Source organism: Cupriavidus sp. 01L43 (assembly GCF_056399925.1).
On record NZ_JBFTSH010000017.1, the window covers coordinates 26,899 to 39,557 of the forward strand.

A 12,659-nucleotide genomic window follows, 5' to 3' on the forward strand; every position below is an offset into this window, starting at 1 on the left:
TAAGGATTTCTTATCGGCTGGCAGGTGCCGTAGGGGCGGGCGGCGGCGCCAGCGAGCCGCCCTGGGCGATGCGCGCTGCAACGATCTCCCGCAGGATGTCGGCGACGGCTTCGGCCGCATTCGAACGCGGCAGCGCGCGCGGCCAGCACAGGGACAGCGTGCGGCGCAACTCCGGCAGGATCAGGCGACGCCCGATGCCCCCCTCGGCATCGCCAGCCCCATCCCCATTCCCTTCTGCGCCCGGACTCTCGCCCAGCGACGACGCCGGCAGCACCGTGCAGGCCAGCCCCTCGCGGGCGGCGGCCAGCAGGAAGGGCAGCGAATCGAGGTCCGCCACCACGTTCAGGGCGATACCGGCCTTGGCGAAGCTGCGCTCCACCACCTCGCGCAGGCCCTGCGAGCCGCTGGGCAGCACCAGCGGCATGCCGTCGAGGGCCTTCAGTGCGATGGTGGCCGAGCGGGTGGCGCGCCCGGGCGGCGTGCCGATCAGGTAGAGCGGTTCGCTGGCCAGCGGTTCGGGCTCCACAGCGCGCGACGCCGTGTCGCGGAACAGGATCGCGAAGTCGAGCCGGTTCTGGTTCAGCAGCTCGGAGATATAGCCGCTCATGCTCTCGAACAGTTGCAGCCGCACCTGCGGATAGCGCTGCCGCACGGCCCGCACCAGCGGCATGCCGAAGGCCGCCGCCGCCGTGGTCGGCAGGCCGATGGCGACGTTGCCGGAGATTTCCGAGCCGGCCACCCGGACGTCCGCCCCGGCAATCTCGACCTGGCGCAGGATATTCCGAATGTGACGATAAAGTGTCTTGCCGGCCTCAGTCGGCCGTACGCCCTTGGCGCCGCGATGCACCAGCGGCACGCCGAATTCCTCCTCGAGCGCGGCCAGTTGCTGGCTCAGCGCCGGCTGCGCCACGCACACGACCTCGGCGGCGCGCGTCAGGCTGCCGTGGTCGACGATCGCCACGAAATACCGCATTGCCCGGATATCCATCGCTGCTGCCTCCTGCCCCGTTCGCCGGGTGTCGTCTCGTTGAGGGTATTGATTCTACTTATGGAGGCTTCGGCAATCCCTATTTCACATAGTCGGGGCGCGCGGGTAGATTGGCGGCATCGAGCACCCCCGGACCCATCGCCATGACCCGACCCCTAGCCGGCATTACCGTCATCTCCCTCGAACAGGCGATTGCCGCGCCGTTCTGCACCCGCCAGCTGGCGGACCTCGGCGCACGCGTGATCAAGATCGAGCGGCCCGGCCCGGGGGATTTCGCCCGCGCCTACGACACGCGCGTGCGCGGCCTGTCCTCGCACTTCGTCTGGACCAACCGTTCGAAGGAAAGCCTGACGCTGGATGTGAAGGCGCCCGGCGCCGCGCCGGTGATGGAAGGGCTGCTGGAGCGCGCGGACGTGCTGGTGCAGAACCTCGCCCCGGGCGCGGCGGCCCGGCTCGGGCTGGATTACGAGACGCTCTCGGCCCGCTATCCGCGCCTGATTGTCTGCGACATCTCGGGCTACGGCGGCGACGGCCCCTACCGGGACAAGAAGGCCTACGACCTGCTGGTGCAGAGCGAGTCGGGGTTCGTCTCGGTGACCGGCACGGCCGAGGAGGGCGTCAAGGCGGGTGCCTCGGTGGCGGACATCGCCGCCGGCATGTACGCCTATAGCAATATCCTGGCGGCGCTGATCGAGCGCGGCCAGACCGGGCGCGGCAAGCGGATCGACGTGTCGATGCTGGAGTCGATGGTCGAGTGGATGAGCTTCCCGATGTACTACGCGTTCGATGGCGCCGAGCCGCCGCCGCGCGCGGGCGCCGCCCACGCCACCATCTACCCCTACGGGCCGTTCCCGACCGGCGACGGCAAGACCGTGATGCTGGGGCTGCAGAACGAGCGGGAGTGGTCGGTCTTCTGCAAGACCGTGCTGGGCGAGCCGGCGCTGGCCACGCATGCCGCGTTCGCCACCAACAGCCTGCGCAGCGCCAACCGGGCCCAGTTGCGGGCGAGGATCGTCGAAGCGTTCTCGCACATGACGGCGGAGCAGGTGGTGGAGCGGCTCGAGGAGGCCAAGATCGCCAACGCCAACGTCAATACCATGGCCGATGTCTGGCATCACCCGCAACTGGCCGCGCGGGAGCGGTGGCGCACCGTGGCGTCGCCGGTCGGCGAGATCCCGGCGCTGCTGCCGCCGGGCCTGACCGATGCGCGCATGGATCCGATTCCCGCAGTCGGCGAGCATACCGATGCCATCCTGTCGGAAATCGGCTGTTCCGCCGCGCAAGTGGCCCAACTTCACGCCGATGGCGTGGTTTGATCAGGAGCCGACCATGACTACCCCCCGCGTCCCGCGCAGCTACCTGTTCGTTCCCGCCTCCCGCCCCGAGCGCATCGGCAAGGCCCTGTCGGCCGGCGCCGATGCGGTCATTGTCGACCTGGAGGATGCCGTCGCCCCCGATGCCAAGGCCGAGGCCCGCGCGGGGCTGTCCGACCCCTGGAGCGGCCTGCGGACTGCCGCCCAGGTCGGTGGCGTGAAGCTTTTTGTGCGCGTGAACGGCGCCGATACCGCATGGTTCGCCGACGATCTCGCCTGGTGTCGGGCGCATCAGGTGCGCCAGATCATGCTGCCGAAGGCCGATGCCACCGCGCTGGCCGCCCTCCACGCCGAGCTGCCGGACGCCCACTGCCATGCCCTGCTGGAGACCGCCGCCGGGTTTGCCGACCTGTACGACGTGGCGCGCGCGCCCGGCGTCACCCGGCTGGTGTTCGGCAGCATCGACCTGATGTTCGATCTCGACGTGGCCGACGATGGCGAGCCGCTGCATCACTTCCGCAGCGAGTTGGTACTCCATTCGCGCGCGGCCGGGCTGCCGGCGCCGGTCGACGGGGTCTGCACCGCCATCGGCGATGCCGAGGCGCTGGCGGCCGACACCGCCCGGGGCCGCCGCTTCGGCTTCGGCGCCAAGCTGCTGATCCATCCGAACCAGGTGGCGGGCGTGCATGCGGCGCTGGCGCCGTCTGCCCAGGAAGTGGCGTGGGCACGGCGCGTGGTGGACCAGGCCGCCGCCGCGCAGGGCGCGGCCATCGCCGTGGACGGCAAGATGGTGGACCGCCCGGTGCTCGAACGTGCGCTGCGGATCGTCGCCGCAGCGCCGGGCCCAGCGGCGCCATCCGCCTCATCCGCCACCTCCGCCTGAACCGGGCGCAGCGCCAATCGGTGTTTTCCCGACCCACACGTTGGGCGAATTTGGGTGGGAATGCCGACAAGATGAAAGCCGTTTGTAATGAGATTGCGATTGAATGCGCACGGGAGATCGTGCGTGGCAAGGCAGCGCGGCTAAAAGAGCGGGTTCCCGGGGAGCGATGAAAGAAAATCGCCCGCCCGGTGCACCGTTCGGCTGGCACGGTCGTTTACGTCAGACCGAAGTGACATTGAGCCAGACCGATCGTGCATTTTTCAGTTTCCCGCGCCGCCATGGCCGTGCTGCTGGCCGTGGCAGCCGTTGCTGGCCACGCCGCCAGCCAGCCGATGCCCCCAGACGGCCCCTGTGTGCCGCCACCGGCCAAGGCCACGCTCACACTTGCCCAGGCGCGGCTTGACGCCCAGCGCTGCAATCGCGACATCATTGCCGCCCGGCGCGGCGAGGAAGCCAGCCAGGCCGATGTCCAGATTGCCTCGCAACGGCCGAATCCGGTCCTGAGCCTCGGTGTCACTAATATCAATCCGCATGCGGGGGTGGGATCGGGCAGCCTGCGCAGCAAGACGGTGGATTCCACGCTGCGCATCGATCAGGTCATCGAAACCGCCAACAAGGGCAACCTGCGCGTGGACGCAGCCCGCAAGGCCAGCGCCGCCGCCGGGGAGACCACCCAGGCCATCGTGGCGCAGCAACTCGGCGCGGTGGACCAGGCCTGGTACGAAGCCGTGGTCAGCCAGACCCGGCTGGAAGTGCTGACCGAGACCGTCGGCCTCTATTCCCGCACCCAGCAAGCCAATGAGACCCGGCTGAAGGCCGGCGATATTTCCCGCGCCGACGTCACCAAGCTCCAGCTGGAAACGCTGCGCGCCCAGAGCGACCTGCGCAACGCCCAGGCTGACCACGCCAGCGACAAGGCCGCCCTGGCCGCCGCCATCGGTGTGCCGGGCACGCTGATCGACAACCGGCTGGTGCCGGACTGGCCGGCGCTGGACACCCCGGTCCCACCGGTGGACCCCGACGTGCTGCAACGCCGCCCGGACGTGACCGCCGCCGAAGCCCGGCTGGCCGCCGCCGCCGCCTCGCGCGACCTGGCCCGCGCCGGCCGCGTGCCCGATGTGACGGTGGGCGCGCAGGCCGAGCACTATCCGCAATCGCCCACTAATACCTATGGCGATGGCAACAGCTACGGCGTGTTCATCTCGATCCCGCTGTTTGTGCGGCACAGCAATGGCGGCGAGGCCCGCCGCGCGGAGGTGGATTACTACGCCGCGCTGGACGACCGCAACCGCATCCTGCTGGAGGCGCAGAACGACATCGAGCGCCTGCGCAGCCAGCTGGAGGCCGCGCGCGCCACGCTGCAACAGATGCAGGCCGCCGTGCTGCCGGCCGCCGAGTCCGTCGCGAACAGTGCCGAATTCGCGTACACGAAGGGCGCCACGGGCGTGCTGGACCTGCTCGACGCGCGCCGCGCGCTGCGCCAGACCCGCGTGGACGCCGTCGAGGCGCAGGGCAACTACGCCAAGGCGCTGGCCGCCTACCGCACCGCGCTGCAAGCTACCAATTCCGATATCAACAAGCTTCCCCAGGTCCGTACCGATGCGTCGCGTCCATAACATGCTGTCTTCGTCCCAGTGGTTCCGTCCTCTCCGCCTGGCAGCCGTCGGGTCACTTTGCGCGCTGGCGCTGGTCGCCTGCGGAAAGAAGGAGGCACCCGTGGCCGATGACGACCCCAAGGTCAGCGGCCAGACCATCCAGTTTCCGGAGTCGGTGAAGACCCTGCCCGGCATCGTCGGCCAGCCGGTGAAGCTGGGCGGCGACCGCATGCTGAGCCTGCCGGGCCGGCTGGTCTGGAACGAGGACAAGACCGTGCGCGTGACCACCCCGTTCGCGGGCCGCGTGATGGACATCCTCGTGCAACCCGGCGCGACCGTGAAGGCCGGCCAGCCGCTGGCGACGCTGACCTCGCCCGACTATGGCCTCGCCCAGGCCGATGCACGCAAGGCCGCCGCCGACAGCGCCGTGGCCGCCAAGTCCCTGGCACGCCAGCGCGAGCTGTATGGCGCCGGCATCGTCGCCCAGAAGGAACTGGAGCAGGCGCAGGCCGATAGCGCCCGTGCCGCCGCCGACCAGCAACGCACGCAGGCGGCGCTGCGCATGTACGGCGCGGCTGCCGGTGGCGATGCGGTGAACCAGCGCTTCGCGCTGCGCAGCCCGATCGAGGGCCTGGTGGTGGAGCGCAATATCAACACGGGCATGGAATTGCGCCCGGACCAGGCGCCCAGCTCGCCGCTGTTCCTGATTACCGACCCGACCACGCTCTGGGCCCAGGTGGACGCGGCCGAGGCGGACCTCGGCCTGTTCAAGCCGGGCGTGACGGTGCAACTGACCAGCGCCGCCTATCCGGGCGAGACGTTCCAGGGCACCGTGGTCAAGATCGCCGATTACGTGGATCCGTCGTCGCGCAGCATCAAGGTGCGGCTGACCGTGCCGAACGCGGACCGCCGCCTGAAGGCCGAGATGTTCGTCACGGCGCGCCTCCAGGCGGCCTCGTTCAAGGGGATCGCGGTGCCGTCGAAGGCCGTGTTCCTGGCTGACAACAAGAACTACGTGTTCGTCCGCAAGGGCACGAACACGTTCGAGCGGCGCCTGGTGAAGACCGGCGTGTCACTGCCGGGCATGACCGAGGTGCTGGAAGGGCTGGCCGACGGCGAGGTGGTGGTCACCGACGGCAACCTCTATCTGCAGGACATCCTGCGTGACGCCACGGCGGTCAATGCGGCGCGCGCGTCCGCCAAGTAAGGGAATGGCGGACACATGATCTCCCGTATCGTCAACTTTGCGCTGCACCAGAAGCTGTTCGTCTGGCTCGGCCTGATCATCTTCGTCGCCGGCGGCCTGGCCGCCTTCAAGAACCTGCCGATCGAGGCCTTCCCGGACGTCTCCGACATCCAGGTCAACATCATCACGCTCTACCCGGGCCGTGCGGCCGAGGAAGTGGAGCGGCAGGTCACGATTCCGATCGAGACCGCCCTGGCCGGCACGCCGAACTCGGTGCGGGTGTTCTCGCACACCCAGTTCGGCCTGTCGTTCATGATGGTCACGTTCAACGACAAGGCCACCGACGTCACCGCGCGCCAGCAGATCATCGAGCGGCTGCGCAGCGTGGACCTGCCCGACGGCGTGCATCCGGACCTCGCGCCGCTCTCCACGGCCATCGGCGAAATCTATCGTTTCCGGCTGACCGGCAAGGGCTATTCGCCGCAGGAACTGCGCACGCTGCAGGACTGGGTGGTCGAGAAGAACCTGCGCCAGGTGCCCGGTGTGGCCGACCTGGTGACGATTGGCGGCAGCATCAAGCAGTACGAGGTGAACCCGAACCTGGCGCGGATGCGCGATGCGGGGATCTCGTTGTCCGAACTGTTCACGGCGCTCCAGCGTGGCAACTCGAACGCCGGCGGCGGCGCGGTGGCGCATGGCCGGCAGCAGTTCCTGCTGCGCTCGCTGGGCAGCTTCCGCACCTCGGCGGACATCGCCAACGTGGTGGTGAGCGAGAAGAACGGCACGCCGATCCTGGTCAAGGACATCGCCGAGGTGAAGGTGGGCTCGGCGCCGCCGCAGGGCCTGATGGGGCAAGACGACGAGGACGATATCGTCTCGGGCATCGTGGTGATGCGCAAGGGCGAGAACCCGTCGATCGTGCTGGACGCGCTGAAACAGAAGATCGACCTGCTCGACAGCACGATCCTGCCCAAGGGCGTGAAGATCGTGCCGTACTACGACCGCTCCACGCTGATCGACAAGACGCTGCACACGGTGTTCGGCAACCTGGTGGAAGGCGCGCTGCTGGTGATGGCGGTGCTGTACCTGTTCCTCGCCAACGTGCGTGCGGCGGCCATCGTGGCGCTGGTGATTCCGCTGGCGCTGCTCTCCACCTTCATCGGCCTGACCTGGGTGGGCATTCCGGCCAACCTGCTGTCGCTCGGCGCGATGGACTTCGGCATCATCGTGGACGGCGCGGTGATCGTGGTGGAGAACATCTTCAAGCGGCTGGGCGAGCTGAAGGAGCAGCAGATCCAGGACAACAAGGCGCGGCTCAACGCCATCCTGCTGGCGACGACCGAGGTGGGCCGGCCGACCGTGTTCTCGATGGTGATCATCATCGCGGCGCACATTCCGATCTTCACGCTGCAGCGCCATGAGGGCAAAATCTTCGCGCCGATGGCCTATACGGTGACCGGGGCGCTGATCGGCTCGCTGATCATCTCGCTGACGCTGGTGCCGCTGCTGTGCCACCTGCTGCTGAAGAAGAACATCGCGCACGAAGACAACTTCATGGTGCGCCACTGCAAGCGGCTCTATGAGCCGATGCTGAAGTGGGCGCTGGACCACAAGAAGATGGTGGTTGGCATCGCGCTGGGTTTGCTGGTCGCCACCGTGGGCGTGGGCAAGTTCCTCGGCAGCGAGTTCCTGCCGGAGCTGGACGAAGGCTCGATGTGGGTCAGCTTCGACCTGCCGGCGTCGGTCTCGCTGGATGAGGCCCGCGACCAGGCGCGCAAGCTGCGCACCGTCATCCGCCGCACGCCCGAGGTGAACACCACGATCTCCAAGGTGGGCCGCCCGGACGACGGCACCGATCCGAAGCTGATCAACACCGTCGAAATCCTGGTGGACCTGAAGCCGGACCAGAAGTGGCGGGCCGGCTACGACAAGCGCAAGATCATCGAGGAAATCAACCGCAACCTGCGCCAGATGCCCGGCATCGAGCCGAACTTCTCGCAGCCGGTGCGCGACAACATTCTTGAGAGCATCTCCCAGATCAAGGGCCAGATCGTGATCAAGGTGCAGAGCGACAGCCTGCAGCAGAACAAGCAGGTAGCGGACCAGATCCTGGCGAACGTGCAGTCGGTCAAGGGCGTGATGCGCGCGTTCATCGACCGCGACGGCGAACTGCCGCAGTACGTGCTGGAGTTCGATCGGGCCCAGGCGGCGCGCTACGGCATCAATGTGGCTGACGTGCAGGACCTGATGGAAACCGCGCTGGCCGGCAAGGCCGCCACGGAGCTGTGGGAGGGCGAGCGCCACTTCAGCGTGGCCGTGCGCCTGAAGGCGGGCGAGCGCGAACTGCCGAACCTGCCGAACATCTTCATGCAGACCGCCGATGGCGCGCAGGTGCCGCTGTCGCAACTGGTGACGTTCCGGGCCGCCTCGGGCGCCATGAACATCAGCCGCGAGAACGGCCAGCGCACCACGTCGATCGGCATCTTCATCCACGACCGGGACATGGGTAGCGTGGTGAAGGACATGCAGGCGCTGGTGAAGAAGAACGTCAACGCCGAGGACGTGAAAATCAGCTGGTCCGGCGAGTTCGAGAACCAGGAGCGCGCCATGGCGCGGCTGTCGATCGTGGTGCCGCTGTCGGTGCTGGTGATCTTCCTGCTGCTGTTCAACGCGTTCAAGTCGTTCAAGAGTGCCACGCTGATCATCTCGAACATCCCGTTCGCGCTGATCGGCGGCGTGTTCGCGCTGTTCCTGACCGGGATTCCGCTGTCCGTCTCGGCGGCGATCGGCTTTATCGCGCTGTTCGGCCAGGCCGTGCTGAACGGCGTGGTGATGGTGACGTACTTCAACCAGTTGCGCGATGAAGGGCTCTCCGTGCGCGAGGCCGTGCTGGCTGGCTCGATGGATCGGCTGCGGACCGTGCTGATGACGGCGATGCTGGCCATGCTGGGCCTGTTCCCGATGGCGATCTCGCGCGCGATTGGCGCGGAGACGCAGCGCCCGCTGGCCATCGTGATCATCGGCGGCCTGATTACGGCAACGATGCTGACGCTGATCGTGCTGCCGACGCTGTACGAGTGGATGGTGGGACGCTCCTGGCCGGACGAGGAGCCAGAGGACGAAGACCACAACCGGATCTCGCCCTCGCTGGCATCGTAAGCCCGCAGCATCGTGAAACGCCCCCGGCCCCCCCGGGGGCGTTTCACATTCTGGGCTTTGCTCCGGGAAACAGCGGCCACGCCATCAGCGCGATCACAGCAGTGCCGGCCCAGACCACCGGCCATGAGGTGGCCGCGAGCCAGTGCGGCAGGGTTAGTGGCGTGAGGAAGAATCCGAGGAACACGGCGGTATTCGCCATGCCGAGCGCCGTGCCCGCGCGCTCGGCCCCGGCCATGGCCGCCAGCTCCGCATAGGCCACGCCATGCCAGGCTGAGACGCAGACTCCGGCGAGCGCGATCATCGCCGGCAGCAGGGCCATCCACAGGCCGTGGGCGTTGCCGGCGCTGCCCTGGACGCAGGCCGCCAGTACCAGGAAGGCGGCCACCGACACCAGCGTGCAGCCGCGCAGATAGGCGCGACGGTTGCCACGGCGGTCGGTCCAACGGCCGCTCCACACGCGCATTGCCATCGCGCCGCCCTGCACGGCGACCATGGTGGCGGTGATGACGCCGAGCCCGGCGTGCGCAAAGTCGTGCAGGAATATCGACGCGAACGTCAGCACCGCGAACTGCGGCATGCAGAGCAGGCCGATGGCCGCGACGATGCGCCAGATGCCCGGTTGCCGCAGGGGATTCGCCGTGGGAACCCGGCACGCCGGTGACGCCACGCAGCCTGCCGCCGGCGGCTCATGCAGCCATCGCCACGTCAGCCACGCCGACACGCCGCACAGCAGCGCTACCCATCCATAGACCCAGGTGAAGCCGACCGTCGAGGCGAGCCACGGCAGCGTGAGGGCGCCGATGCCACCGCCCAGCGGCACCGCCGTCTGCCGGATGCTCATGGCCAGCCCGCGTTCGCCTTCGCGGAACCAGCGCATCACGGCTCGGCCGCTCGCGCCATTGACACTCCCGCTCAACAGCCCGACGACCGCCATCGCACTCATCAGCCAGCCCAGCGGCGGCGCATGACCACCGGCCGGAGCGAGCCACAGCGCCATGGCCAGCAGGGCGATGGCGGTGGAGGCGAGGCCGCCGAGCAGCACGGGGCGGTCGCCCCAGCGGTCCGCCGCCACGCCCCAGGGCAGTTCGGACAGGGCGACGCCGAAACCGAGCGCCCCGAGGGCGAGGCCCAGCTCGGCGTTGTCGAAGTGATACCCCGTCCGGAGCCAGACGGCGGTGGTGGGAATGCCGCTGGCGCCGGCCATCACGCTGGCATTGGCGGCGACGCCCACGCCGAGGACTTTCCAGCGGTGGCCTGCACCGAAGTGATGATTTGTCGACGCGGGCGCCGAGGCAAGGGTCTGGGATGACATGGCTGGTTTCCGATCGATGATTTGACCGGACCGAGTCTCTCACCCACAATTCATCCTGAATATCAGAAAATACTTCAATAATCGTTCGACAAAACAGGATGATCGATGTCACGCACGAATTTCGACGTCGCCACCTTGCGTAGCCTGCTGGCGGGGATGGAGTTGGGCAGCTTCGCACGGGCGGCGGATCGCGTCGGGCGCTCCACGTCCGCCATCAGCGCGCAGATCAAGAAGCTGGAGGAGCAGGCCGGCACGGCGCTGTTCCGCAAATCCGGACGCGGACTGGCGCTGACGGCGGCCGGCGAGGCCATGCTCGGCTACGCCCGGCGGCTGGTGGACCTGAACGACGAAGCCGCGGCGGCGGTGCGCGGCGTGGATCTGGCGGGCGGCATCCGACTGGGCTTGCAGGAGGAATTTGGCGAAGGGCTGCTGCCCGACGTGCTAGGCAGGTTCACCCGCGCGCACCCGAAGGTGCGCATCGAGGCGGTGGTGGCGCGCAACGCCGAACTGCTGGCGCGGATCGATGCCGGGCGGCTGGACCTCGCGCTGATCTGGTCCGATGGCGGTCTGGGATCGCCCGATCCGGGCATCCCCGGCTACGCGCTGGGCCAGCGCGCAGTCGAGCCCATCGACGAACCGCCCATGTGCTGGGTCGGCTCCGCGACGGCGCCGATGACCTGGGAACCGGGCGAGCCGCTACCGCTGATCGCCTTCGACCGCCCATGCCAGTTCCACGCCGCAGCCACGGCTGCGCTGGATCGCGCCGGCATTCCATGGCGCCTGGCGTTCTCGAGCCCTAGCCTCGGCGGGCTGTGGGCCGCCGCCGCCGCGGGCCTGGGGCTGACCGTGCGTTCCCGCTACGGCCTGCCTGCCAACGTGCGCGCCGTGCCGGCCGGGGAGGCCGGCCTGCCCGGGCTGCCGTCGCTACCGCTGGTCATGCTGCGGGCGGCGCCGACCATGCCGCCCGAGGTGGAGCGGCTGGCGGACATCCTGCTGGCGTCGTTGCGGGAAGCGCGGGCGGCTAGTCAGTCGTCGTAGCGGTGCCGGCTCGGCCGGCAAAGCACCGCGCCCAGCAGCACGCCAATCCCCAGCGCCATGCCGATGGCGCGCATCGGCTGCTTGTTCACGTACTCGGTCACGCACTCCTGGCCTTGCTGCCAGTTGTGACTGACCGTCGACTTGATCGAGTCCAGCGCCTGCGAGCCGCGCTCCGCCTTGGAGAGAAACGTCTTCTTGGCGGCGTCGACGGCCTCGCCGGTCAGATTCGGCAACTGCGAGAGCAGATCGTCGAGATCCTTGGCCAGCTGGTTGGTGTCGGCGCGCAGGTTGGCTCGCGCGGCGGATGCATCGGCGCTCGAGTTCTGTGGATTGAGGTTGTTCGGATCCATGCGTGTCTCCTGTCAGGCAGTGCGAAGGTGCGGGGGAAGGTGCGGGAAAGTCGATGCAACACATGCCTGCGCAGGTTCCGTACCAGCACACGCGCCGCCACCCCACTCGTGCGGCGCGCTCTCTAATATAGAAACGCCGTGGCAAGTTACCGGTGCTTGTAATTTGTCCGCGACGGCAAAGGGTGCGCGACACGCCGCCCCGGACCGCTGCACGCGCCCGGCAAGGCGGGCGCTCCCTCGGCACGCTCGTTGCGGATCACGGGTCCCACACCCCCACGCAAGGAGTTGCAGATGAACACCGCTGATCCCACCCTCACTTCCGGCCAGGGCGCCGGCATCGTCGGCTCCGGCGTGGGCGAAGGCCCCGGCCCCGAGGTGATGGCCGCATCGAGCCTCGACGACACCAAGGTCTATTCGTCCGACGGCGAGCACGTCGGCGAAATCTCGGAAATCATGATCGATGTCCCCCGCGGCCGCGTGGCCTACGCCGTGCTGAGCACCGGCGGCTTCCTCGGTATCGGCGACACCCTCCACGCCATTCCCTGGAGTGCCCTGGTCATGGACACCGACGCCAAATGCTTCCGCCTCGGCCTGACCGCGGACCGCATCAAGGACGCCCCAGGCTTCAACAAGGACAGCTGGCCCGGCATGGCCGATCCGCAGTGGGCGACTACGATCCATGAGTACTACGGGCGGGATCCGTATTGGACTGGAGTGGGTGGGGCGCTTTGAGCTGAGCGTTTGCTGGCTGGATAGGCGGCGGCCGTTGCAACGACGGCCGCCGTTTTTGTTTGCTCGCGGACTGTAACGGGACGGCGAACATGCGTTGTCAGGG

The 12,659-nt window shown here is 68.3% G+C and carries 10 protein-coding genes; 7 read left to right on the plus strand and 3 right to left on the minus strand.

All coding sequences use genetic code 11. The features are described 5' to 3' along the window. Window positions 1–10: 10 nt before the first annotated feature. Window positions 11–988 carry a LysR substrate-binding domain-containing protein gene (locus AC1DP9_RS22655; RefSeq protein ID WP_477108558.1) on the minus strand — a complete coding sequence of 326 codons (978 nt, stop codon included), beginning with the start codon at window positions 986–988 and terminating at the stop codon, window positions 11–13. A gap of 143 nt (window positions 989–1,131) precedes the next feature. On the opposite strand from AC1DP9_RS22655, the gene AC1DP9_RS22660 reads away from it, so the two are divergent. From AC1DP9_RS22660 to AC1DP9_RS22680, 5 genes are all read left to right on the plus strand, one after another. Next, window positions 1,132–2,304 (plus strand): CaiB/BaiF CoA transferase family protein, encoded by a 1,173-nt coding sequence (locus AC1DP9_RS22660; RefSeq protein ID WP_477108559.1) that lies wholly within the window; start codon window positions 1,132–1,134, stop codon window positions 2,302–2,304. Window positions 2,305–2,317: 13 nt separating this feature from the next. Then, on the plus strand, window positions 2,318–3,184 hold the full coding sequence (locus AC1DP9_RS22665) for an HpcH/HpaI aldolase/citrate lyase family protein (RefSeq protein ID WP_477108560.1): 867 nt from the start codon (window positions 2,318–2,320) through the stop codon (window positions 3,182–3,184). A 278-nt stretch (window positions 3,185–3,462) separates the two neighbouring features. After that, on the plus strand, window positions 3,463–4,800 hold the full coding sequence (locus AC1DP9_RS22670; protein ID WP_092293483.1) for a TolC family protein: 1,338 nt from the start codon (window positions 3,463–3,465) through the stop codon (window positions 4,798–4,800). Between the two features lies 1 nt (window position 4,801). Next, entirely contained in the window at window positions 4,802–5,986 is a 1,185-nt protein-coding gene (locus tag AC1DP9_RS22675; protein ID WP_477108561.1) for an efflux RND transporter periplasmic adaptor subunit, read from the plus strand. A 15-nt stretch (window positions 5,987–6,001) separates the two neighbouring features. After that, window positions 6,002–9,124: an efflux RND transporter permease subunit gene (locus AC1DP9_RS22680; protein WP_477108562.1), complete on the plus strand. Its 3,123-nt coding sequence runs from the start codon at window positions 6,002–6,004 to the stop codon at window positions 9,122–9,124. Window positions 9,125–9,167: 43 nt separating this feature from the next. On the opposite strand, the gene AC1DP9_RS22685 is transcribed toward AC1DP9_RS22680, so the two are convergent. Next, on the minus strand, window positions 9,168–10,436 hold the full coding sequence (locus AC1DP9_RS22685) for an MFS transporter (RefSeq protein ID WP_477108563.1): 1,269 nt from the start codon (window positions 10,434–10,436) through the stop codon (window positions 9,168–9,170). Window positions 10,437–10,541: 105 nt separating this feature from the next. Between AC1DP9_RS22685 and AC1DP9_RS22690 the strand changes: the two genes are divergently transcribed. Beyond that, window positions 10,542–11,474 (plus strand): LysR substrate-binding domain-containing protein, encoded by a 933-nt coding sequence (locus AC1DP9_RS22690; protein ID WP_477108564.1) that lies wholly within the window; start codon window positions 10,542–10,544, stop codon window positions 11,472–11,474. Here AC1DP9_RS22690 and AC1DP9_RS22695 read toward each other — a convergent pair. Beyond that, complete coding sequence (locus AC1DP9_RS22695; RefSeq protein ID WP_092293473.1) at window positions 11,462–11,824, minus strand: ElaB/YgaM/YqjD family protein; 363 nt, start codon at window positions 11,822–11,824, stop codon at window positions 11,462–11,464. The genes AC1DP9_RS22690 and AC1DP9_RS22695 overlap by 13 nt on opposite strands. Before the next feature lie 291 nt (window positions 11,825–12,115). Between AC1DP9_RS22695 and AC1DP9_RS22700 the strand changes: the two genes are divergently transcribed. Then, window positions 12,116–12,556: a PRC-barrel domain-containing protein gene (locus tag AC1DP9_RS22700; protein ID WP_092293471.1), complete on the plus strand. Its 441-nt coding sequence runs from the start codon at window positions 12,116–12,118 to the stop codon at window positions 12,554–12,556. The last annotated feature ends 103 nt before the right edge of the window (window positions 12,557–12,659 follow it).

What these genes read in the sequence shown, in the direction of transcription:
- AC1DP9_RS22655 (WP_477108558.1), bottom strand. Translation starts at nt 988, where the DNA reads ATGGATATCCGGGCAATGCGGTATTTCGTGGCGATCGTCGACCACGGC.
- AC1DP9_RS22660 (WP_477108559.1), top strand. Translation starts at nt 1,132, where the DNA reads ATGACCCGACCCCTAGCCGGCATTACCGTCATCTCCCTCGAACAGGCG.
- AC1DP9_RS22665 (WP_477108560.1), top strand. Translation starts at nt 2,318, where the DNA reads ATGACTACCCCCCGCGTCCCGCGCAGCTACCTGTTCGTTCCCGCCTCC.
- AC1DP9_RS22670 (WP_092293483.1), top strand. Translation starts at nt 3,463, where the DNA reads ATGGCCGTGCTGCTGGCCGTGGCAGCCGTTGCTGGCCACGCCGCCAGC.
- AC1DP9_RS22675 (WP_477108561.1), top strand. Translation starts at nt 4,802, where the DNA reads ATGCTGTCTTCGTCCCAGTGGTTCCGTCCTCTCCGCCTGGCAGCCGTC.
- AC1DP9_RS22680 (WP_477108562.1), top strand. Translation starts at nt 6,002, where the DNA reads ATGATCTCCCGTATCGTCAACTTTGCGCTGCACCAGAAGCTGTTCGTC.
- AC1DP9_RS22685 (WP_477108563.1), bottom strand. Translation starts at nt 10,436, where the DNA reads ATGTCATCCCAGACCCTTGCCTCGGCGCCCGCGTCGACAAATCATCAC.
- AC1DP9_RS22690 (WP_477108564.1), top strand. Translation starts at nt 10,542, where the DNA reads ATGTCACGCACGAATTTCGACGTCGCCACCTTGCGTAGCCTGCTGGCG.
- AC1DP9_RS22695 (WP_092293473.1), bottom strand. Translation starts at nt 11,824, where the DNA reads ATGGATCCGAACAACCTCAATCCACAGAACTCGAGCGCCGATGCATCC.
- AC1DP9_RS22700 (WP_092293471.1), top strand. Translation starts at nt 12,116, where the DNA reads ATGAACACCGCTGATCCCACCCTCACTTCCGGCCAGGGCGCCGGCATC.